Origin of the sequence: Rhodococcus sp. EPR-147, assembly GCF_001647185.1 — a bacterium.
Lineage (GTDB): Bacteria > Actinomycetota > Actinomycetes > Mycobacteriales > Mycobacteriaceae > Rhodococcoides.
Genome location: NZ_LVCU01000187.1, coordinates 1 through 20,343, shown reverse-complemented (window position 1 = coordinate 20,343; position 20,343 = coordinate 1). Strand labels below are relative to the sequence as shown.

At 65.2% G+C, this 20,343-nt stretch carries 21 protein-coding genes; 1 reads left to right on the top strand and 20 read right to left on the bottom strand.

Annotation, left to right across the window (positions count from 1 at the left end; translation table 11 throughout):
- From A2J02_RS09630 to A2J02_RS09580, 11 genes are all read right to left on the bottom strand, one after another.
- On the bottom strand, nucleotides 1–458 hold a 458-nt coding region (locus tag A2J02_RS09630; protein ID WP_197477986.1), incomplete at its 3' end, for a siderophore-interacting protein.
- A gap of 93 nt (nucleotides 459–551) precedes the next feature.
- Nucleotides 552–1,673, bottom strand: coding sequence for a DNA-processing protein DprA (gene dprA, locus A2J02_RS09625; protein WP_068049612.1), 1,122 nt, complete (start codon nucleotides 1,671–1,673; stop codon nucleotides 552–554).
- On the bottom strand, nucleotides 1,670–3,175 hold the full coding sequence (locus A2J02_RS09620) for a YifB family Mg chelatase-like AAA ATPase (RefSeq protein ID WP_068049610.1): 1,506 nt from the start codon (nucleotides 3,173–3,175) through the stop codon (nucleotides 1,670–1,672). Before A2J02_RS09620 ends, dprA begins: the two co-directional genes overlap by 4 nt.
- Nucleotides 3,175–3,531 (bottom strand): YraN family protein, encoded by a 357-nt coding sequence (locus A2J02_RS09615; protein ID WP_068049622.1) that lies wholly within the window; start codon nucleotides 3,529–3,531, stop codon nucleotides 3,175–3,177. Before A2J02_RS09615 ends, A2J02_RS09620 begins: the two co-directional genes overlap by 1 nt.
- Before the next feature lie 360 nt (nucleotides 3,532–3,891).
- Nucleotides 3,892–4,236 (bottom strand): histone-like nucleoid-structuring protein Lsr2, encoded by a 345-nt coding sequence (locus A2J02_RS09610; protein ID WP_068049609.1) that lies wholly within the window; start codon nucleotides 4,234–4,236, stop codon nucleotides 3,892–3,894.
- A 411-nt stretch (nucleotides 4,237–4,647) separates the two neighbouring features.
- A complete protein-coding gene (locus A2J02_RS09605) occupies nucleotides 4,648–4,953 on the bottom strand; it encodes a DUF2469 domain-containing protein (protein WP_008717288.1) in 306 nt (101 codons plus the stop codon).
- Between the two features lie 37 nt (nucleotides 4,954–4,990).
- Nucleotides 4,991–5,752 carry a ribonuclease HII gene (locus A2J02_RS09600; RefSeq protein ID WP_197477985.1) on the bottom strand — a complete coding sequence of 254 codons (762 nt, stop codon included), beginning with the start codon at nucleotides 5,750–5,752 and terminating at the stop codon, nucleotides 4,991–4,993.
- The gene (gene lepB, locus A2J02_RS09595; protein ID WP_068049600.1) at nucleotides 5,749–6,525 is read right to left on the bottom strand and encodes a signal peptidase I; all 777 of its coding nucleotides are present in this window, start codon (nucleotides 6,523–6,525) and stop codon (nucleotides 5,749–5,751) included. The genes A2J02_RS09600 and lepB overlap by 4 nt, the downstream gene beginning before the upstream one ends.
- A gap of 184 nt (nucleotides 6,526–6,709) precedes the next feature.
- Complete coding sequence (gene rplS / locus A2J02_RS09590; protein WP_027496692.1) at nucleotides 6,710–7,051, bottom strand: 50S ribosomal protein L19; 342 nt, start codon at nucleotides 7,049–7,051, stop codon at nucleotides 6,710–6,712.
- A 132-nt stretch (nucleotides 7,052–7,183) separates the two neighbouring features.
- On the bottom strand, nucleotides 7,184–8,038 hold the full coding sequence (locus A2J02_RS09585; RefSeq protein ID WP_094688921.1) for a hypothetical protein: 855 nt from the start codon (nucleotides 8,036–8,038) through the stop codon (nucleotides 7,184–7,186).
- Between the two features lie 117 nt (nucleotides 8,039–8,155).
- A complete protein-coding gene (locus A2J02_RS09580; protein WP_068049596.1) occupies nucleotides 8,156–10,495 on the bottom strand; it encodes a Tex family protein in 2,340 nt (779 codons plus the stop codon).
- Between the two features lie 68 nt (nucleotides 10,496–10,563).
- Here A2J02_RS09580 and A2J02_RS09575 point away from each other — a divergent pair, with 68 nt between their 5' ends.
- Complete coding sequence (locus A2J02_RS09575) at nucleotides 10,564–11,517, top strand: serine hydrolase (RefSeq protein WP_068049594.1); 954 nt, start codon at nucleotides 10,564–10,566, stop codon at nucleotides 11,515–11,517.
- 5 nt (nucleotides 11,518–11,522) lie between these two features.
- Here A2J02_RS09575 and trmD read toward each other — a convergent pair whose 3' ends face one another.
- From trmD to A2J02_RS09530, 9 genes are all read right to left on the bottom strand, one after another.
- The gene (trmD, locus tag A2J02_RS09570) at nucleotides 11,523–12,203 is read right to left on the bottom strand and encodes a tRNA (guanosine(37)-N1)-methyltransferase TrmD (protein ID WP_068049592.1); all 681 of its coding nucleotides are present in this window, start codon (nucleotides 12,201–12,203) and stop codon (nucleotides 11,523–11,525) included.
- A gap of 3 nt (nucleotides 12,204–12,206) precedes the next feature.
- On the bottom strand, nucleotides 12,207–12,749 hold the full coding sequence (gene rimM / locus A2J02_RS09565) for a ribosome maturation factor RimM (protein WP_068049588.1): 543 nt from the start codon (nucleotides 12,747–12,749) through the stop codon (nucleotides 12,207–12,209).
- Between the two features lie 14 nt (nucleotides 12,750–12,763).
- Nucleotides 12,764–13,006 carry an RNA-binding protein gene (locus A2J02_RS09560; protein ID WP_068049586.1) on the bottom strand — a complete coding sequence of 81 codons (243 nt, stop codon included), beginning with the start codon at nucleotides 13,004–13,006 and terminating at the stop codon, nucleotides 12,764–12,766.
- Nucleotides 13,003–13,479, bottom strand: a complete 477-nt coding sequence (rpsP, locus tag A2J02_RS09555) for a 30S ribosomal protein S16 (protein WP_037189654.1) — start codon at nucleotides 13,477–13,479, stop codon at nucleotides 13,003–13,005. Before rpsP ends, A2J02_RS09560 begins: the two co-directional genes overlap by 4 nt.
- A gap of 188 nt (nucleotides 13,480–13,667) precedes the next feature.
- Nucleotides 13,668–14,498 (bottom strand): CPBP family intramembrane glutamic endopeptidase, encoded by an 831-nt coding sequence (locus A2J02_RS09550; protein WP_068049585.1) that lies wholly within the window; start codon nucleotides 14,496–14,498, stop codon nucleotides 13,668–13,670.
- Nucleotides 14,495–15,601, bottom strand: coding sequence for an amidohydrolase family protein (locus A2J02_RS09545; protein WP_068049583.1), 1,107 nt, complete (start codon nucleotides 15,599–15,601; stop codon nucleotides 14,495–14,497). The genes A2J02_RS09550 and A2J02_RS09545 overlap by 4 nt, the downstream gene beginning before the upstream one ends.
- A gap of 17 nt (nucleotides 15,602–15,618) precedes the next feature.
- A complete protein-coding gene (ffh, locus tag A2J02_RS09540; protein WP_068049621.1) occupies nucleotides 15,619–17,178 on the bottom strand; it encodes a signal recognition particle protein in 1,560 nt (519 codons plus the stop codon).
- A gap of 127 nt (nucleotides 17,179–17,305) precedes the next feature.
- Nucleotides 17,306–18,220: a M23 family metallopeptidase gene (locus A2J02_RS09535; protein ID WP_068049619.1), complete on the bottom strand. Its 915-nt coding sequence runs from the start codon at nucleotides 18,218–18,220 to the stop codon at nucleotides 17,306–17,308.
- 306 nt (nucleotides 18,221–18,526) lie between these two features.
- Nucleotides 18,527–20,343, bottom strand: a 1,817-nt coding sequence (locus tag A2J02_RS09530) for a [protein-PII] uridylyltransferase (RefSeq protein WP_068049581.1), incomplete at its 5' end; no start/stop codon positions are given.

Here is a 20,343-nt window from a genome sequence, read left to right as displayed (position 1 = left end):
TAGATCTCGTCGTGCCTGTCGGCAACTTCGATGAAGACCTTGGCGACGGCATCCTCCGGGAGTGCTTCGACAGCAGCCGAAATCGCCGGAATCGCCGATTCGTCGCCGGCGAAGAGGTGCCAGTCCGCGTCGGGTCGCGGGGCGTACCCACCCGACGGGCCGAAGAACGACATCTCGTCCCCCGGCTTCGCCCGGGTGGCCCACGGCCCGGCGACTCCCTCGTCTCCGTGCACCACGAAGTCGATGGCGATCTCCCGAGCGCGAGTATCGACCGAGCGAACGGTGTACGTGCGCATGATCGGTTCGTCATCGGTCCCGAAGAACAACTTGACGTAGGCGTCGGTCTCGTCGATCGCATCGAAGTGGTCGAAACCGGCCCCACCCAGGTAGACCCGGTGCATGTGCGGGGTGAGCGCTTCGGTGCGCAGGACGGACAGGGTGGTTTTCTTGCGTGGCACTTCTGACCCCTCTTCGAGTGAACGACGCCGACAGCCGATGCGTCGACTAAGCATTACCTAACACTACCGTTAGGCTCTCGAATCGTGGTGCGCTCACCCACGCACGACGCGGAACCATCCGGTCTCGTCGCTGGCGACGAAACCGTCCATCTCCAGTACCGGCAGGGATGCGCGCACCTTGTTCAGCGGAACACCGGAGTGCTCGGACAGCTCTCTACTCGATACCGAACCGGTTGCCGGCAACGCGTCGTAGATCAGCAGGGCGGTGTCCGACAGCGCATCGGTCTCCCGAAAGAGGTCGGGTCGAGGCTCCTCCGGGGACCCGAGTGCACCCGCCGCGGCGGCCACATCGTGCGAGCTCGACACCAGCACGGCCTCGCCGTCCCGGATCATGCGGTGGCAGCCCGTGGACGTCGGCGAGGTGACCGGCCCAGGGACCGCGAGCACGGGCCTACCCAATTTCGCCGCCCACGCCGCTGTGTTGCGAGCACCGCTGCGCCACCCGGCCTCGACGACCACCACAGCCGATCCGAGTGCCGCAACGAGCCTGTTGCGAGCGAGGAAACGATGCTTCGCCGGTGTCGTACCCGGCGCGTATTCACTGAGAACCAGGCCACTGGCAGCGATCTGCCGCAGTAACCGCGAATGGCCCGCTGGATACGCACGATCGACGCCACAGGCGAGTACCGCCATCGTCGTACCCTCGACTCCGAGAGCCGCCCGGTGCGCCGCGGCGTCGATACCGAAAGCGGCTCCCGAAATGACGGTCCACCCGTCGAGCGCCAGATCGGCGGATATCTCCGCCGTCACATGATCACCGTAGGGACTCGAGGCGCGTGTCCCGACGATGGACACCGAACGCTCGGTGATCGTTGCGACCGGCCGAGTTCCCAGTGCCCACAACGCAATCGGTGGGCAGGTATCCACCCCTGCGGTCATACCCGGTCCGTCGAATCCGAGAAATCGCCACGCCGGCCACTCGTCGTCGTCCGGCGTGATCAACCGACCACCGGGCGCAGCGATGTGATCGAGATCTGCTGCCGCGGTGTCGATGTGGGCGCGGACCGCGAGCCGCTCCCCCAACCTGCCCGCCCGCACGGCTTCTGCCGTCGCTTCGGGACCGTGCGCTGCAGCATGATCGACCACCGGCCGATGCGGACCCTGCGCCACGCGAGAGAGATACGCCCAGGCGAGTCGACGCGCGTCGTGCGTCATGCCACTCCCCTGTCACGGAAATCCAACGCGGCTCCGACCTCGTCGGCACCGGGGACCGAACCACCGGCGAGATCGTTCAGCGTCCACGCCACCCGAATGGCTCGGTCTGCGCCGCGCGCGGTCAGCGATCCGTTGCGCAACGCACGCTCGACCGGAGCGAGCGTCGAGCGTGCCAATCGAAATCGTTGGCGCAGAGCGGGTCCGGGAACCTCCGCATTGGTCCTCCAGCCGAACTCTCGCCACCGCTGCGCGGCGGCGTCCCTCGCCCCCGTCACGCGTGCGCGAATTTCGCTCGTACCCTCCCCCACCTCGTCGACCAGTGCACCTGTCGCGACACCCATCATCTGAATTCGCAGATCGACGCGATCCAGCAATGGCCCGGACAGCTTGCCGAGATATTTGCGTCGCGCTGTGGGCGGGCAGACGCAGTCGACCTGCCGCGCAGGCGCACACGGACACGGATTGGCTGCGAGAACCAACTGAAACCTGGCCGGATACCTGGCCACACCGTCACGACGGGCAATGCGAATCTCTCCGTCCTCCAACGGAGTACGCAACGCCTCGAGTACCCGGACGCTCATCTCGGCGCACTCGTCCAGAAACAGGACTCCGCGATGTGCGCGGCTGACTGCCCCCGGTTTGGCCATTCCGGTTCCGCCCCCGACCAAGGCACTCACCGAGGTCGAATGATGCGGCGCGATGAACGGCGGTGACGTGATGAGCGGCCGCGCCGTGGTCAACAGGCCCGCCACCGAGTGGATGGCTGTCACTTCGAGCGCTTCGGATTCGGTCAGCGGCGGCAGAATCCCCGGAAGACGTTGCGCCAACATCGTTTTTCCGATGCCCGGTGGCCCGGTCAACATGATGTGATGTGCGCCTGCGGCGGCGACCTCCAGAGCCCATCGCGCATCGGCCTGTCCGGCAACATCACTGAGGTCCGGATAGATCTCCTCGTGCCATTCGGTCGGGACGGGTGATTCGAGGGCCTGCTCACCACGAAGCCAGGCCACCACGTCCCCGAGCGAACCCGCACCCAGCACCTCGATTCCGTCCACCAGACCCGCCTCGGGCAGACATTGCAGCGGAACGACCACTCGCTGCCAGCCCGCACTCTTGACCGCGAGCACCCCGGGCAGGACCCCACGGACTGCGCGCAGCCTCCCATCGAGTGCCAGCTCACCCAGAAACACGGTCTCGGACAGGCATCCACGCGGAATCGCCTTCGCGGCATCGAGAACCGACAACGCGAGTGCGAGGTCGTACACCGATCCGCCCTTGGGCAACGTCGCGGGCGACAGAGCGAGAATCACCCGACTGTCCGGCCAGGTACCGCCCGAGTTCTTCACAGCGGCTTTGACCCGGTCACGCGATTCGTTCAGCGCAGTATCGGGAAGACCGACAAGATGTGTGCCAGGTAGGCCCTGCCCGATATCGGCTTCGATTTCCACCAGCACACCGTCGACCCCGTTGACCGCCACCGAATGCGCTCTCCCGAGTGGCATCAGAACGCGGCCCGAACGTGCGTGATGACCGGTTCCTCGTGGCGACCGACCACGATCGCGATCACGTCGAATCTGATCTGCACCCACGGTCCCTGCTGCAGCGAAAGCCACCGCAGCGCCAGCCCTCTGATTCGAGTCTGTTTCGTGTACGTCACCGCTTCGGCGGGTGTTCCGTATTCGATTCCCGATCGAGTCTTCACTTCGACGAACACCACCGTCTCGCCCTCGCGCGCAATGATGTCGAGTTCTCCGGAACGATGCCGCCAGTTCCGCTCGATCACCTCGAGACCGATGTCCTCGAGATGGCGCACCGCGAGTTCCTCACCGCGCGCACCGAGTTCCTGGTTGGTTGCCATGTCCGCCATTCCTCCACTCTCCGACCGTGCATTGCGGCCGATTCGGTCGTCTCGACGGTGGCACGACCCGAAAGAGGAGAAGCGAAGAAAGCGCAGGTGGGAAATTGCCCTGTGGACAACTGCTCGACTGTGGACGAACGGTCCGATTGTCGGCGGCGATCAGTCCACCGTGTCGGACCGCCGTGCTATGGCTCGTAGCGTGTCCGAGCCGCCGGGCGAAAGCGGACTCCATATGCAAAAAGCTCCGTCCTGATTCAAAGAATCGGACGGAGCTGATGCGGCTTGTCGATACCGACATCGAAAGTGCCGATACGCAAAACGTGCTGCCGAGACACCGAGCCTCGGTTCGCGAAAGGACGGTCAGTGAGCAGCCTCGTAGGCCGCTTGCACATCCTGACTGATACGGCCGCGGGCACTGACCTCGTGACCGTTCTCGCGGGCCCATGCTCGAATGTCCTGCAGATCCACCTTGCCGCGAGCCGGTGCCGATGCAGCGCCGCCCTTACGGGTGCGGCGTCCGGAAATCTTCTCGGCGTGCTCGATCCAGAATGCCAACTGTTCGTGCAATTCGTTGGCATGTTTGAGGTTCAAATCGATGCGGTACTGGTTTCCACCGATGCCGAATTCGATGGATTCACCTTGGCCGTCTTTGATGACCGATCCGTCCACATCGTCGATCATCTGCACAAGCGTCTTGCGTGCCATCTCGTACCTCTTACACGTCTGGGGGATGTGATATTCAAGTTCTACCACCCATTCTCGTATCCACGCAAAGAACTGCAGGCGTTTCGTGACGTGTCGAATCGACGAATATCGGTGCAGAAATTGTCCAGCATTTCGAGCGACTAATCGACCAATTCGAATAGCTTTGTTGCGCAATCGATTTCACACGGGAAACCCGATCGCAACCGCCGTGCACCATTGGACGGGGAACAACTTTCCGTGACACCGAACACGGAAACAGGACATGCGGACCGATTTGGCCGGGCGTCCAATTTTTCGGGTGGCAAAACGATCGGTACAGCACGACCGCATCGCATCGGGTGGTTCGCAGCAGGCTGATCCGACATCCGACGCTCAGGGCGACTCCGTCAGGCCCCAGCCTCGGACGAGGAGCTATTCCGGCAGACGAAGATCTGGTTTGTCCAACTCTTCGATGTTGACGTCCTTGAAGGTGATCACCCGGACATGCTTGACGAAACGGGCGGGGCGATACATGTCCCACACCCACGAGTCGGACATGCGCAATTCGAAGTAGATTTCACCGTCGGCGTTGTGCGGAATGAGTTCTACGGAGTTCGCCAGATAGAACCGCCGCTCGGTTTCGACGACGTAGTTGAACTGACCCACGATGTCCCGATACTCGCGATACAGCGAGAGCTCCATCTCGGTTTCGTACTTTTCGAGATCTTCGGCACTCATCGGTCTCTTTCATCCTCCAGTCGGGCGTGAACAGCAATCATCGCGTACCGGCGTCGCGGCAGTCCATTCGCCCCAGGGCGTCGACGGCGTCAGGAGAAAGCCCCGCGGCGGCGGCTGCGACATTCGCGTAGGACATTCGATGCTCGCGGCTGGGCCCGAGAGCGGTCATGGCGGCCGAGTGAGCACGGGTGCTGTACCCCTTGTGCACGGCGAATCCGTAGCCGGGAATCGTTTCGTCCAACTGCACCATCAATCGGTCCCGGGAGACCTTCGCGAGCACGCTCGCCGCGGCGATGCACGCTGCGGTGGCGTCACCGGCGATCACCGGTAGCGACGGAACCGGAAGGCCGGGCACTCGAAAGCCGTCGGTGAGTACGTAGCCCGGGGTCATGCCGAGCCCGGCAACAGCGCGTCGCATTCCTTCGATGTTCGCCACGTGGACCCCGATGCGGTCGACCTCGGCCGCATCGATCGACACCACACTCCATGCCAGTGCCAGCCTCTGGATCTTGGGAAAGAGCTCTTCGCGCCGTCGCTCGGTCAACTTCTTCGAGTCGTCCAGATCCGCCAGGGCGGCATGTGCTCGCGCCCCGAGAACACACGCTGCGACCGTCAACGGACCGGCGCAGGCTCCTCTTCCCGCTTCGTCGACTCCTGCGACCGGACCGAGTCCGCCCCGCTCCAACGCCGATTCCATCGTCCGTAATCCGGCCGCTCGTCGGATGATCGGACGCGGCGGCCACGACGACCGAGTCAGAGTTGCGCGCGCACGCGGCGCACGTCGCGGGGTTGCCGTCATCGACCCTGGATGTCGGGAGAATCCAGGATGCCGGTTCGTGACGGCGGCAGTGCGATGAACACGGCCTTCCCGATCACGTTGTCGAGGGGAACGGTTCCGGTGAATTCGTCGGTGACGTGATACCGGGAATCTCGCGAGTTGCTCCGGTTGTCGCCCATGACCCAGACGTTGCCCTCCGGCACGGTGACGGGGTCGAAGCATCGTCCGGACTTCAGTTCGGTGTCGCACGTCATCGTTCCCGGGGTGAACGGGAAATCCATCTGGATGTACGGCTCGTCCAACGGCTGTCCGTCGACGAGCACTCGACCTTGATCGTCACAGCATTCGACGGTCTGACCGCCGGTGGCGATGACGCGCTTGACCAGATCGTTCTCGTCGGGCGCGACGACTCCGATCAACGAGCCGACTTCCTGTGCGCCACGAATCACCGAGTTGTCGGACCGCTGTGACACGAATTCGTCGTTCCACGAATCCGGGCCACGGAAGACGACGATGTCGCCGGGCTTCGGGTCGCCGAACCGGTATCCGATCTTCTCCACCACGATGCGGTCACCGGTGCAGCCGGTGCAGCCGTGCAAGGTCGGCTCCATCGATTCGGACGGGATCAGATACACCCGTGCGACGAATGTCTGGAGCAGAAAACTCAGTACCAGCGCTACCAGAATCAGAATGGGGAGCTCACGCCAGAACGATCGGGGCTTGCGTTCCCGACGCTTCTTCCGTGAAGACTCGTCGTCGGGCTCGTCGGTTGGATCCTGTGGGGACTGCGTCACGTGATCAGGTTAGCCGGAACCGTCGCCCGCACGGCCGGACGGTCTGCGCATGGGCGGTTCGCGGCTCTCGATCCGCCCGTCGGCAGGGTTGAATGCGGGCCGATCGCGGGCAGTACGCACCATGCCGCGTCGCCCTGACGGGCAACGCGGCATGGTGTGAACTGATGTGTCCGGGCGGAACCGGTCAGCGCTTTTCCTTGATCTTGGCGGCCTTGCCACGCAGATCGCGGAGGTAGTAGAGCTTGGCGCGACGGACGTCACCGCGGGTGAGGACCTCGAACTGAGCGATGTTGGGGCTGTGCACCGGGAAGGTGCGCTCGACACCGACGCCGAACGAGACCTTGCGGACCGTGAACGTTTCGCGAACGCCACCGCCCTGACGTCGGATGACGACGCCCTTGAAGATCTGAATGCGCTCCTTCGAGCCTTCGATGACCTTGACGTGCACGTTCAGCGTGTCGCCGGGGCGGAAATCGGGGATGTCGCTACGCAGCGACTGATTGTCGAGAAAGTCCAGAGTGTTCATCGGTTGTGCCATCCTTGCGTTCTGCGCATGAGTAGAGGAACCGAGCGGCTCGCTGACACAGCGGCTCGACTGGTTCGTACTCCGAGTGAGGTCCGTGCCTGCTAGAGGCAACCCGACCATTGTGCCAGACCATCAGGCGTTCGACGAAATCGGCGCTTCTCGGCTCGCCGCCGTCCCGCTCGGCATCGGCGCAGGCAGTACCGTCCGCGCCAATTCTTGCTCCGTGGCCTCACGTGCATGCACGATGCTCGGCTTGCCTGCGATCGCGTCCTGAAGATAGATCTTGGCCCGAATGATCGGCCGTCGCCACCGCTTCTCCCGGCGCAGTGCGCGTTCCATCTTCTTCGGCCTGGTGGTGTAACGCCACCTCGCCCACGGGGCACTCGGCCTGCTCAACCGCACTGCGGCCAGAACGAGGATCGGCAGGACGAACAGCCCGAGCAGTCCGGTCCAGATCTTTCCTTTGAGCAGTACGACGACACCCAGCGCGAGATTGGCCAGGGCCAACACCGCAAGGGTGCCGCGCACCCACGGGTCGGGATCGGACCGGAAGCCGGCCGGGCTGAGCAGCTCCAGAGGGTGCAAGCCGAGCAGCAGCAGGCCGGTGAATCCCACTGCCGCGAACACGGCGTCCACCGACGTGCGCCCCTGTTCGGACCAGTAGACATCGCGGAGATAGAAGATCAACGCGAACTCGTCGAGGACGAGAGCTGCCCCGATACCGAAGATCGCGGCCAGCATCGCCCCGACCGACTCGGAACCGTCGACGTACACCGCGATCAAGCCGATCCCCGCCAGCAGCATCAACACGATCCCGAAGACGACATGGTGGATGTGCTGACCGCCGGGCGTGATGTTTCCCGGCCACCACTTCACATCTGCGCGAATCATCCTGACGCTGAGTCGGATCAGCAGGAACCCCAGCAACAGCCCCAGTAGGAAGCACAGCAGCGGCAGGCGGCCGTGATCGATGACCCCGTGTTGCAACCACCTCACGTGTGGCTCACGTCCTTCCTGCCGAACGGCCGAACGACCGGTGAATCACCGTTCACACTATTCGTGTTCGGGACCGCCCAGGGCAGCATCGACCCGAGGATCCGCCCGCTATTTTCCGAATCCCGCCTTCCGAAGCGCATCGGCCATGGAACCGGCCGCCGGTGCTGCCGACTGGCCGCCGCCGCGCTGTGGGCGCGCGTCTCGACTTCGGTTGCTCTGGCCGCTGCCCGCAGCTCTGCCCTGGCCTCGGGGCCGGTCGGGCTGCTGTCCGCGAGAGGCGTCCTTGCCGCCACCGGCACCGGGCTCGTCGTCCAGCCGCAGACTCAGGCCGATGCGCTGCCGCGGGAGGTCGACCTCCAAGACCTTGACGCGCACCACGTCACCGGACTTGACCACCTCGCGGGGGTCCTTGACGAAGTTGTGCGACATCGCCGAGACGTGCACCAGCCCGTCCTGGTGCACACCGACGTCGACGAACGCGCCGAACGCTGCCACGTTGGTCACGACACCTTCGAGCGTCATACCCGGCTTCAGATCGGCGACCTTCTCAATACCGGCGGCGAAGGTGGCGGTCTTGAACTCGGGGCGAGGGTCGCGACCCGGCTTCTCGAGTTCGGAAATGATGTCGGTGACGGTGGGCAGACCGAATCGCTCGTCCACGAATTCGGCAGGGTCGAGACCTCTCAGCAGAGCCGTGTTACCGACTACCTCGCGCACACCCAGGCCTGCCTTGCCGACGATGCGCCGCACGACGGGATACGCCTCCGGGTGAACACTCGACCGGTCCAGGGGATCCTCTCCCCCGGAGATACGAAGGAATCCGGCGCACTGCTCGAAAGCCTTGGGGCCCAGACGAGGTACATCTTTGAGCGTGCTGCGGCTGGAGAACGGACCGTTCTGGTCGCGGTGCGCCACGATGCTCTCGGCGAGAGAGCCGGCGATACCGGAGACCCGCGAGAGCAACGGAACCGACGCGGTGTTGACGTCGACGCCGACGGCGTTCACCGCGTCCTCGACGACGGCCCCGAGGGAACGGGCCAGCAGGGTTTCGGAGATGTCGTGCTGGTACTGCCCGACGCCGATGGACTTGGGATCGATCTTGACCAACTCGGCCAGCGGATCCTGCAACCTGCGGGCGATCGAGACGGCACCGCGGATCGAGACGTCGAGTTCGGGCAGCTCGCTCGAGGCGTACGCGGAAGCGGAGTACACCGACGCTCCGGCCTCGGACACCACCACCTTGGTCAGGTTGGCGGCAGGGAACTTGGCGATCAATTCTGCTGCCAGCGAGTCGGTTTCACGCGATGCGGTGCCGTTGCCGATGGCGATCAGTTCGACCTTGTGCTTGGCGGCCAGGCCGGCGAGGGTGGCCACCGCCTGATCCCACTTGCCCTGCGGCTTGTGCGGGTAGATGGTGTCGTGGTCGACGACCTTGCCGGTGGCGTCGACGATGGCGACCTTGGTGCCGGTACGGAAGCCCGGGTCCAAGCCCATGGTGGTGCGGTTGCCGGCCGGTGCGGCGAGCAGCAGATCCTTGAGGTTGCTCGCGAAGACGTCGACGGCGTCCTTCTCGGCCGACTGACGCAGTCGCATACGAGTGTCGAGGGAGACGGTCACCAGCATCTTGGTGCGCCACGCCCATCGGACGGTATCGAGCAGCCACTTGTCGGCAGGCCGTCCTCGATTCTCGATCCCGAACTTGGTCGCGATCCGACCTTCGTAGACACTCGGCACCCCGGGGGTCGGTTCGTCGCGCTCGGGCTCGAAACCGAGGGAAAGTACTTCTTCCTTCTCGCCTCTGAGCGTGGCGAGGATTCGGTGCGAGGGCAGGCTCGTGAACGGTTCCGAGAACTCGAAGTAATCGGAGAACTTGGCACCCTCCTCCTCCTTGCCCTTGCGAACCGACGCGACGAGCTTGCCGGATGTCCACATCAGTTCGCGCAGCTCGCCCACCAGGTCCGCGTCCTCGGCGAAGCGCTCGACGAGAATCGCCCGTGCGCCGTCGAGTTGCTCCTGATCGAACTGGGCCGGGTCGGTGGTGGGGTCGGAGAACAGAGCGTCGGCGACGGGCTCGTGCCCGGCCTCACGCGCGATCTGAGCCTTGGTTCGACGCTTGGGCTTGAACGGCAGATAGATGTCCTCGACGCGCGCCTTGGTGTCGGCCAGCATCAACGACTGCTCGAGCGCGTCGTCGAGCTTGCCCTGCGAGCGGATGGACTCGATGACGGCGTCTCTGCGCTCGTCGAGCTCGCGCAGATACCGAAGTCGCTCATCGAGCTGACGCAGTTGCGTGTCATCGAGAGTGCCGGTGACTTCCTTGCGGTAGCGCGCGATGAACGGGACCGTCGACCCGCCGTCGAGCAGTTCCACGGCGGCACGAACCTGTTCTTCACGAACGTCGAGTTCTTCGGCTATGCGCTTGTTCACAGATTTCAGAGCAGTGGTCACGGCGATGGACCCTACCGCTACTGTGGGACAAGTCGGTCAGCGGTTCAACGTGTGGGAGAGATACGCGGATGGTCAGGGGGTCTCGGTTCCTGGCTGCAGCCTGCGCCTCCCTGATACTGGCCGGATGCTCGGCTCCTCCCGACGACCAGGTCGGCGACTCCGACTCGAAGGACACCGCCGAGACGTCGGCGTCGCCCTTTCCCGACATGAAAAAGGTCGACGGCGTAGCCCTCGAAGCTCGTATCCCGATGGCGATCGCGTCGGCCCAGGCCCGCGGTGCCGACGTCGATTTCGCACTGTTGGATCGTCGGACGGGCTCCTATTACAGCAGCAATGCCGATATCCAGGTCGAAACCGCATCGGTATCCAAGCTGTTCATCGCCGACGAGGTGTTGTTCCGAGCACAGTCGGAGAACCGTCCTGTCTCTGCCGACGACCTGACCACCATGACGAGCATGCTCGAGTTGTCCGACGACAACGCCGCGTACACGCTCTGGTATCGCTACGGCTCGTCGGAGATCGTGCGCACGGTCGCGGCTCGCTACGGCTTGACGAGCACCACGCAGCCCGGGGACGACGAGTGGTACAACACCGAGACCACGCCCAGCGACCTGGTCGGTTACTACGCGGGGTTGCTCAACGGCAGCGGCGGTCTGACCACGGCATCCACGGACATCGTGATCGGAATGCTGCGCCGTTCGGCACCGATTGCCGCGGACGGCTACAAGCAGCACTTCGGGATCGTCGACGGTTTGCCCGGCGAGAGTGTGCACGCTGTGAAACAGGGCTGGATGTGCTGCGTGTCCGATCGGTGGGTACACCTGTCGACGGGCACCATCGGTGTCGACAACCGCTACGTTCTGGCTCTGTCGTCACGCGAGGACATCTTCTACGCCGACGACTTGGAAAGCTATCCGGACACCGCGGTGGTCGACGTCAGTGACGACGCCAGCGCGCTGCATGCCAGGGACACTCTCACCGGATTCGTCTCGATGCTCTTCCCCGACGGCACCGTCAGCTGAATTCGTCAGTCCTGCAACAGGTCCGGACGACGCTCGGCGGTCCTGTCCAGTGACTGCTGTCGGCGCCACGCAGCGATCTTGGCGTGATCACCCGAGAGCAGTACCTGCGGAACGTCGAGATCACGCCACTGTGCGGGACGCGTGTAACTCGGCCCCTCGAGCAGACCGTCGGAGAACGAATCCTCCTGGTGCGACTGCTGATTGCCGAGAACCCCTGGCATCAGCCGCACCACGGCCTCGGCCATGACGAGAACAGCCGCTTCGCCGCCGATGAGCACGTAGTCGCCGATGCTGACTTCCTCGACACGGACCCGACGTGCGGCATCGTCGAACACTCGTTGATCGATGCCTTCGTATCGGCCGCAGGCGAATACGAGATGCTTTTCGGAGGACCACCGCTCGGCTGTCCGCTGGGTGAACGGGACGCCGGCAGGCGTCGGAACGACGAGGAGAGAATCGTCGGTCAGCACGTCGTCGAGTGCGTCTCCCCAGACGGTCGGCTTCATGACCATTCCCGGTCCGCCGCCGTAGGGCGAATCGTCGACGGCCTTGTGCACGTCATGAGTCCACGACCGCAGATCGTGGACCTCGACCGAGACCAGGCCGCGGTCGATTGCTTTGCCCAGCAACGCGGTTCGGAGCGGCGTGAGGTACTCGGGAAAGATGGTGACGACGTCGAGGCGCACGATCTACTCCGGATCCAGCAGACCCTCGGGCGGATCGATCTCGATCGTCTTGTCTGCCAACGACACCGTCGTCACGATGGCCGCTACGAACGGCACGAGGATTTCGGCGCGTGCTGCTTCGCCGGAACTCGGAATCGGCGTGATGGAGAGCAGCTCCCCCGCTGCGGAGTGGAGAACTTCGCGGACCGTTCCCACGACGGTGCCGTCGGTCAGGATCACCGTGAGGCCTTCGAGTTCGTGGTCGTAGAACTCGTCCGGGTCGTCGGACGGCGGAAGATCGGTGGATTCGACGACGAACAGAATGCCCCTGAGTTGGTCGGCGGCCGTCTTGTCGTCGATACCGTTCAGACGCAGCAGAAGCCGCCCGGAGTGTTCCCGGACGGCGTCCACTGTGTACGAGGCTGGCTCGGCGTTCGATCGAGGCTTGCGGCCCGACAGAACGGTTCCTTCGGCGAAGCGGTCGTCGGGGTTGTCGGTGCGGACCTCGACGACGACTTCGCCTTTGATGCCGTGCGACTTCGCGACACGGCCGATGACCAGCTCCATGATGGGTACGTGACCTACTGGTCCGTGTCGACCACGTCGACGCGGATGCCGGGACCACCGATTCCCGAGACGAGAGTGCGCAGTGCCGTAGCGGTACGACCGCCACGGCCGATGACCTTGCCCAGATCGTCGGGGTGCACGTGGACCTCCACGGTGCGGCCCCGACGGCCGGTGATCATCTCGACGCGAACGTCATCGGGATTGGCGACGATGCCGCGAACGAGGTGTTCGACGGCATCGGCGACAACGGCACTCACTTCTCAGCAGCCTCGGCGGCCGGCGCGTCTGCCGTCTCGGTTGCTGCAGCGTCGGTGGTCTCCGCAGCGGCGTCGTCGGCCTTGGGAGCCTTCTTCTTCTTGGCGGTGGTGGCCTCGCCCTGGGGCTCGGAGTCGGCCTGCGCCAGTGCGGCGTTGAACAGGTCGAGCTTGGACGGCTTGGGCTCGGCGAGGCGGAGGGTTCCCTCGGCACCGGGGAGGCCCTTGAACTTCTGCCAGTCGCCGGTGATCTTGAGCAGAGCCTCGACCGGCTCGGTCGGCTGTGCGCCCACGCTCAGCCAGTACTGCGCCCGCTCGGAGTTGATCTCGATGATGCTGGGGTCCTGCTTGGGCTCGTACGTGCCGATGGTCTCGATCGCACGGCCGTTACGACGGGTGCGGGCATCGGAGATGACGACGCGGTAGTGCGGGGTGCGGATCTTGCCGATACGCATGAGCTTGATCTTGACAGCCATGTTCTGGTGGAGCCTTTCGAAAGTTGGTCACGGCGCAATTCAGCGGTCCGCACGGCATGCGAACCCGGTTTTGCGTTGAAGGGTGTTGTGACCGCCGCTCGGTACGTAACCGGATGACGGGCGAACAGCTGTTCATTGTGCCAGACGGGTCGCACTATCGGTGAATCGGGCCCGCAGAACCACTCCCGTCAGGCGAGCAAGACCACCAGGGCAGGAAGGGTGTTGTTCAACGAGTGTGCCGTGATCGACGCGACGATCGAACCGGAACGCATTCGAGCGATGCCGATTGCGAATCCTCCCCACAACAGCACCACCAGGCGCCACCACTCTCGGTGCCACACCGCGAACAACACCGCGGTGATCGCCAGGACCACCCATCGGTTGCCCAACCAGGCCATCGGCATCGGGCGGGTGCGTTTCTCGAGCGCTCCCCACAGCATGCCGCGGAACATCGTTTCCTCGCAGATCGGTGCACCGAGCCAAATCCACAGGGCCAGAACGATTTTCAAGCCGACGGCCGTATCCGTGACCGCGCCGAGGGGCGTCGGGTCGCCGACTTCGATACGGGACAACAGAATCAGAGCCAGCACTATGCCGCCGACCACGGCGACGCCACCCCACGCCAACCCGGATCGGAGGTGCCCGAGAAATTCGGGGATGGATCTGGGGAGGCCGAAGTCGACGACGGGGCCGTTGCCCCGCGACTTCGAGATGGCCACCGCCACTCCCGTGGCGAGCAGGCTCGGGATCATGATGCCCACCACGAAGACGGCCGAGGCGTCCGACGTCACGACGAGGCCGAGCACCAGGAATCCGGCCAGATTGAGCCCCAGCACCAGTGCCGCGGCTGGCAGTCCCCACCGTTGGCCGCGTCTGCGTTCGAGCGCGGCCTGCTCGGCGCGCCAGTAGGTTTCGGACAGTCCCGATCCTTGCTGATGAACGTGATTCATCGGAGCCAGACCGGCCCAGCTGGGGCGGTCGGGATCGGCTCGTCCTGCGCCGTCACCCGGGTCGGTCACCCCCGGACCGTCGATCCACTCGTCGTGCGACCACGCCGGTCGGTCACTCGTCCGCGAAGGATCACCAGATCCGGGTTGGACAGCACATCCGGTCCGCCTCGCGGATCCTCGGCGTAGACCACGAGATCGGCGGGCGCGCCGTGTTCGAGCCCCTGTCGACCCAGCCACGACCGGGCCTCCCAGCAGGCGGCACCGAGTGCATCGGTCGGTGAGAGTCCGACGGCCGCGAGTGCGGCGACCTCGTCGGCGATACGACCGTGCGCGATCGAACCGCCTGCGTCGGTGCCTGCGTAGATCGGAATGCCTGCGTCGTGAGCTCGTCCGACGGTATCGGCGACGCGTTCGTGCAGCGCCCGCATGTGCCGGGCGTAGACGGGATACCGGGTGGCGGAGTCGGCGATGCCGGGGAACGTCTCGATGTTGATCAGCGTCGGTACCAATGCGGTGCCGTGATCGACCATCATCTCGACGGTCTCGTCGGTCAGGCCGGTGCCGTGTTCTATGCAATCGATTCCCGCCGCGATCAATCCGGGCAGGGCATCCTCACCGACGACGTGTGCGGTCACCCGCGCGCCCTCGGCGTGGGCAGCGGCGATGGCGTCGACGAGGATCGAGTCGTTCCACAGCGGTCGGAGATCTCCCACCGAACGATCGATCCAGTCGCCGACGAGCTTGACCCAGCCATCGCCGAATCGTGCCTGTTGGGCCACCGCCTCGGGCAGCTGCGATTCGTCCTCGATGTCGATTGCCAGACCCGGGATGTAGCGCTTCGGTGATGCGATGTGACGGCCCGCTCGGATGATGCGGGGAAGGTCCTCGTATTCGTCCAGCTCGCGCGTGTCCACCGGAGACCCGGCGTCGCGCAACAGCAGCGCGCCGACGCCTCGCTCGGTCTCGGCCTGGCGGATCGACCCGATCAGGTCCGTGTGTCCCCCGCCGTACTCGATTCCGACATGGCAGTGGGCGTCCACCAGACCGGGCAGAATCCAGCCGCCGTCGTGAACGAGATCGGCATCCGCGATCGGCTCCGTGGACAGGACGCCACCCTCGATCCACAGATCGATCTCGGACCCGTCCGGCAGTCCGCGGCCCCGCACCCGCATCGCCGACACGTGCGCGCTTACTTCTTGGGTAGTTTCAGCTGCGACAGATCGATGCCTTCGAGCCCCGGTGGCAACTGGTCGAGGCCCTTGGGCATGGACGACAGGTCGGGCATTCCGGCAGGCATTCCGCCCGGCATGCCCGGGAATCCACCGCGGATCTTCGGCTGCGTCGGGCCGCGTGCACCCTTCTTGCCCTTCTTGCCCTTCTTGTTGTTCCGCACCTGCTTGCGCGCGCCCGGCATTCCCATCCGACCGGCCATCGCAGACATCATCTTGCGCGCCTCGAAGAATCGGTCGACGAGCTGATTGACGTCGGAGACCTTGACGCCCGAGCCGTTCGCGATACGGAGTCGACGCGACGCGTTGATGATCTTCGGGTCGTTCCGCTCCTGTGGCGTCATGCCGCGGATAATCGCTTGCACGCGGTCGAGTTGTTTCTCGTCGACGTTGGCGAGCTCTTTCATCTGCCCGGCACCGGGCAGCATACCCAGCAGGTTTCCGATGGGTCCCATCTTGCGGACGGCCATCATCTGCTCGAGGAAGTCGTCGAGCGTGAGTTGCCCCGAGCCGATCTTGTTGGCCGTCGCCTCGGCCTGCTCGGCATCGAAGTGCTGCTCGGCCTGCTCGATGAGGCTCAGCACGTCGCCCATGCCGAGGATGCGGCTGGCCATGCGATCGGGGTGGAAGACGTCGAAGTCCTCGAGCTTCTCACCGGTCGACGCGAACATGATCGGCTGGCCGGTGACCTCGCGGACACTCAGCGCGGCACCGCCGCGAGCATCGCCGTCGAGCTTGGTGAGAACGACACCGGTGAAGCCGACGCCGTCACGGAACGCCTCGGCGGTACTGACGGCATCCTGGCCGACCATCGCGTCGAGAACGAACAGTGTCTCGTCCGGCTGGACCGCGTCACGAATTCCCGCGGCCTGACTCATCAGCTCGGTGTCGATGCCGAGGCGACCAGCGGTGTCGACGATGACCACGTCGTACTGCTTGCTTCGAGCCTCGGCGATGCCGGCCCGAGCGACCTCGACGGGATCCGCGGCCGAGACTCCGAGTGCATTGTCGCCGCCACCGATGGACGTGCCCGGATGCGGCGCGAAGACGGCGGCACCGGCGCGCTCGCCCACGATCTGCAGCTGGCTCACGGCACCGGGACGCTGGAGGTCGCACGCGACGAGCAGTGGGGTGTGGCCCTGGCCCTTGAGCCATTTCGCGAGCTTGCCCGCCAGCGTCGTCTTACCCGAACCCTGCAGACCGGCGAGCATGATCACCGTTGGCGGGTTCTTGGCGAACACGAGCCTGCGAGTCTCGCCGCCGAGGATGCCGACCAGTTCCTCGTTGACGACCTTGACTACCTGCTGGGCGGGGTTGAGCGCGCCCGAGACCTCGGCACCCTTGGCCCGGGCCTTGATGCGGCTGATGAACTCACGTACGACGGGCAGTGCCACGTCCGCTTCGAGCAGGGCAAGACGGATCTCACGGGCAGTGGCGTCGATATCCGCGTCGGACAGTCGACCTTTGCCACGCAGGTCCTTGAGAGTCCCGGTCAACCTGTCGGAAAGGGATTCGAACACCGATTGCACTCCTGAGCTAGCCGATCACCGAAAACGAGCCGAATCCGGCACGGTCACCACACTAGCGGCAGCACGCCGCGTCGTCTCTGGGGCGTTCGACTGTCGTGTCGAACGTGGCGATGTCGAGTCAGGCCAGGCGCGCGGAATCGTTCCACGTCACTGCAACTCCCCGCGTCGCGAGCCACTGCGCGGGGTCGACCTTGACGCCGGAGGGATCGTGTACCTCGAAGTGCAGATGTGGGCCGGTCGACTGGCCGCGGTTGCCCACGGTTGCGATCTGCTCACCGGCCGCCACGCGCTGACCGGGCTGAACCGAGAAGTCGTTGACGTGCCCGTAGACCGTCTCGGTGCCGTCGTCGTGCCGCACCTTGACCCAGAGACCGAAGCCGGATGCCGGTCCTGCGTCGGACACGGTGCCGTCAGCGGCGGCGTAGATGGGCGTTCCGATGGGTGCCGCGATGTCGAGGCCGCTGTGCTGGGTTCCCCATCGCGAGCCGAAGTTGGACGTCAACACTCCTGCCACGGGCTGCACTGTGCCCTTCTTAAGCGAGCGCAGGCTGTCGAGAGGAGACTCCGCACCCAACTGCCCCAGGCCGACGTCGTCGAGCCATTGCTGGGCGTCAGCACCGGGATCGGCGACTCCGAACGAGGCCAGTGGGTCGGCGGTCGGTGCCGGTGCCGGTGCAGGCGCGGTAGGCGCGGCCTCGGGCGGTGCCGGCTGCGACGGTGCGGGCGGTGGCGCGAACTGTGGGGGAAGGAACTGCGGGAGCTCGAACTGGGGCAGCTCGAATCCCGCGGGCAGCAGACCCTCCGGTACGGCGAACGGCAGTCCTGCTGCGGGTGCCTCGGGGATCGGCGCGGCACCTGCGGTACCGGCACCCATCGTCGTGGCGCCGACGACGATCGCGCCCGTCGCGGCGACGATGGTTGCCGCCCGTCGGCCGAGGTCGGGTGTGTCCTGTACGGCGCGGTGTCTGCCGCTCGTCGGACGCGCCGCGATGTCGGTCGGTGTGTGGACGGTCGACCGTCGGTGGGATCCCACAGTTGGTGCCTCTCGAAAGATCAGGAGTGGAGCCTGCAGGAACGACGTGGTTCGAGCAGTGTGGAGCCTGCAGGAACGACGTGGTTCGAGCAGCGTGGAGCCTGCAGGAACGACGTGGTTCGAGCAGTGTGGAGCCTGCAGGAACGACGTGGTTCGAGCAGTGTGGTGGTCGCTCGAACGGTCGAGAGTGTCGTTTCTGCGTCTGGGACGAATGTAACAAATCGGCATCGGCGCAAGGCCCGGTGGCCGGAAGTTCGTGAATAGTCACCAGCGCGAGTCGGTCTGCTCTCGCATTCCGACCCGCGGTCAGGTGCCTTCCGGCTTTTCCGGAGGCTTGGGCGGTTCCGGGGCAGGTACCACCGCGAGGATCGCGCGCTCGAGGTCCTCGCGAACCGCCCTGCTGTCTGCTCCCGCAAGGTCGATGCAGAAGGAGTCGCCCACCGAGCTACCCAGGGTCGAGACGCGGGCCCACCGGATGTCCGATCCCTGCTGTTCGATCGCACTGGCCAGTCGGCAGAGCAGACCGAGCCGGTCCTCTGCTCGTAGCTCGAGCACCACCTGCCCGGGTTCGTTGTCGTCGAACCACAGCACCCGAGGCGGAGCTTGGGCGTAGAGAACCGGGACTGCAGAATCCTCGGCATCGTCCTCGACGGTTTCGGCTCTGGCGTCGCGTTCCTTGGCGTCGAGCACGGCGACGAGGTCGAGTTCGCCGGCCTGGGCTCGGATGATTTCCTGCCGCAGCAGACCGGCCTGTGGCGGGGATCCGAAGAGCGGCGCGACGTCGAACGAGTTGATCGCCGATCCCTCGTGACTTCCGAGGGAGGCCGAGAGAACGCGAAGCGAATGCAGCGCGAGGACTCCTGCGGCGTCGGAGAGCAGCCCGGGCGTGTCGGGGGCGATGACGGTGACGACGAAGGTGTGCAGCCCGTCGGTCGGCGCGATGTCGACATGGACGCCTCCCCGCGCTGCGAGTTCGACGTGCGCAGGGTCGAGTGGATCCGGAGAGGGCAGACTCTCCCCCGCCATCACCAATCGGCAACGGCGCACGAGCTCGCGGATGAGCGAGGCCTTCCAATCGCCCCACACCCCCGGTCCGGTGGCGAGCGAATCCGCCTCCGCCAGTGCGTGGAGCAGCTCGAGCAAGATGGTGTCGGCACCGAGGGCGTCGACGACGGTTTGCACGGTTGCCGGGTCGTCGAGGTCGCGTCGGGTGGCGGTCTCCGGCAGCAGCAGGTGGTATCTCACCATCGACGTCAGCAGTGCCACGTCGGACGGCCACAGTCCTAGCCTGTTGCCGATCTGGATGGCCAGATCTGCACCGACGACGCTGTGGTCGCTGCCGCGTCCCTTGCCGATGTCGTGGATCAGCGCGCCGAGCACCAACAGGTCCGGACGCGCAACTCGGGTGGTCAATGCGCTTGCGTAGGCTGCAGTTTCGACCAGGTGCCGATCGACTGTCCACGTGTGCACGGCATCTCGCGGTGGCAGATCGCGTACCGCGCCCCACTCCGGAATGAGCCTGCCCCACAGTCCGGTTCGATCGAGAGCTTCGATGGCCGCGATGGCTTTGCGACCCGATCCGAGCAACACGAGCAGATCGTTGAGGGCTTCCTTCGGCCAGGGTTCGCGGAGCTCGGGCGCGCTGTCGGACAGTCGGTTCAGGGTCGAGGCCGACATCGGCATTCCGGTCTGCGCCGACGCCGCAGCGACACGCATGATCAGACCCGGATCCTTGTTCGGCCGCGCGTCGCGGGCGAGAACGACCTCGCCGCCGTGTTCGACGACCCCCTCGTCCAGCGGCCGCCGGATCGGAACTCGACGAAGGCGTGAAAGACCCTTTCGGGGAAGCGAATTGCCGGCGGTGCGCAGTCCGACGTCGACCGAGTAGCTGATGGTGCGGGCCGAATCGCTCAGTACGCGAGCGAGATCGAAGCGGTCTCCGATCCGCAGCGCGGCACCGATCTCGTCGGCGTCCTGTGCGCGCAGTTGATCCCGTGCTCGACCGGCGACGCGGTGCAGTTCGGTGCGCACGTCCAACAGGCGTCCGTGTGCGAAGGCCAAACCGCCACCGGGCGATTCGGGCCCGAGCCCGGGCATGCCGTCGGTCAACTGCGCGATGGAGA

Bases quoted from the DNA above. Each gene is read 5' to 3' on its own strand.
- A2J02_RS09605 (WP_008717288.1), bottom strand. From the start codon at position 4,953: ATGAGTGCCGAAGATCTCGAAAAGTACGAAACCGAGATGGAGCTCTCG.
- A2J02_RS09620 (WP_068049610.1), bottom strand. From the start codon at position 3,175: ATGCCACTCGGGAGAGCGCATTCGGTGGCGGTCAACGGGGTCGACGGT.
- A2J02_RS09600 (WP_197477985.1), bottom strand. From the start codon at position 5,752: ATGACGGCAACCCCGCGACGTGCGCCGCGTGCGCGCGCAACTCTGACT.
- A2J02_RS09545 (WP_068049583.1), bottom strand. From the start codon at position 15,601: ATGCGGGTGCGGGGCCGCGGACTGCCGGACGGGTCCGAGATCGATCTG.
- rplS (WP_027496692.1), bottom strand. From the start codon at position 7,051: ATGAACACTCTGGACTTTCTCGACAATCAGTCGCTGCGTAGCGACATC.
- rpsP (WP_037189654.1), bottom strand. From the start codon at position 13,479: ATGGCTGTCAAGATCAAGCTCATGCGTATCGGCAAGATCCGCACCCCG.
- A2J02_RS09610 (WP_068049609.1), bottom strand. From the start codon at position 4,236: ATGGCACGCAAGACGCTTGTGCAGATGATCGACGATGTGGACGGATCG.
- A2J02_RS09575 (WP_068049594.1), top strand. From the start codon at position 10,564: ATGGTCAGGGGGTCTCGGTTCCTGGCTGCAGCCTGCGCCTCCCTGATA.
- dprA (WP_068049612.1), bottom strand. From the start codon at position 1,673: ATGACGCACGACGCGCGTCGACTCGCCTGGGCGTATCTCTCTCGCGTG.
- rimM (WP_068049588.1), bottom strand. From the start codon at position 12,749: ATGGAGCTGGTCATCGGCCGTGTCGCGAAGTCGCACGGCATCAAAGGC.
- A2J02_RS09615 (WP_068049622.1), bottom strand. From the start codon at position 3,531: ATGGCAACCAACCAGGAACTCGGTGCGCGCGGTGAGGAACTCGCGGTG.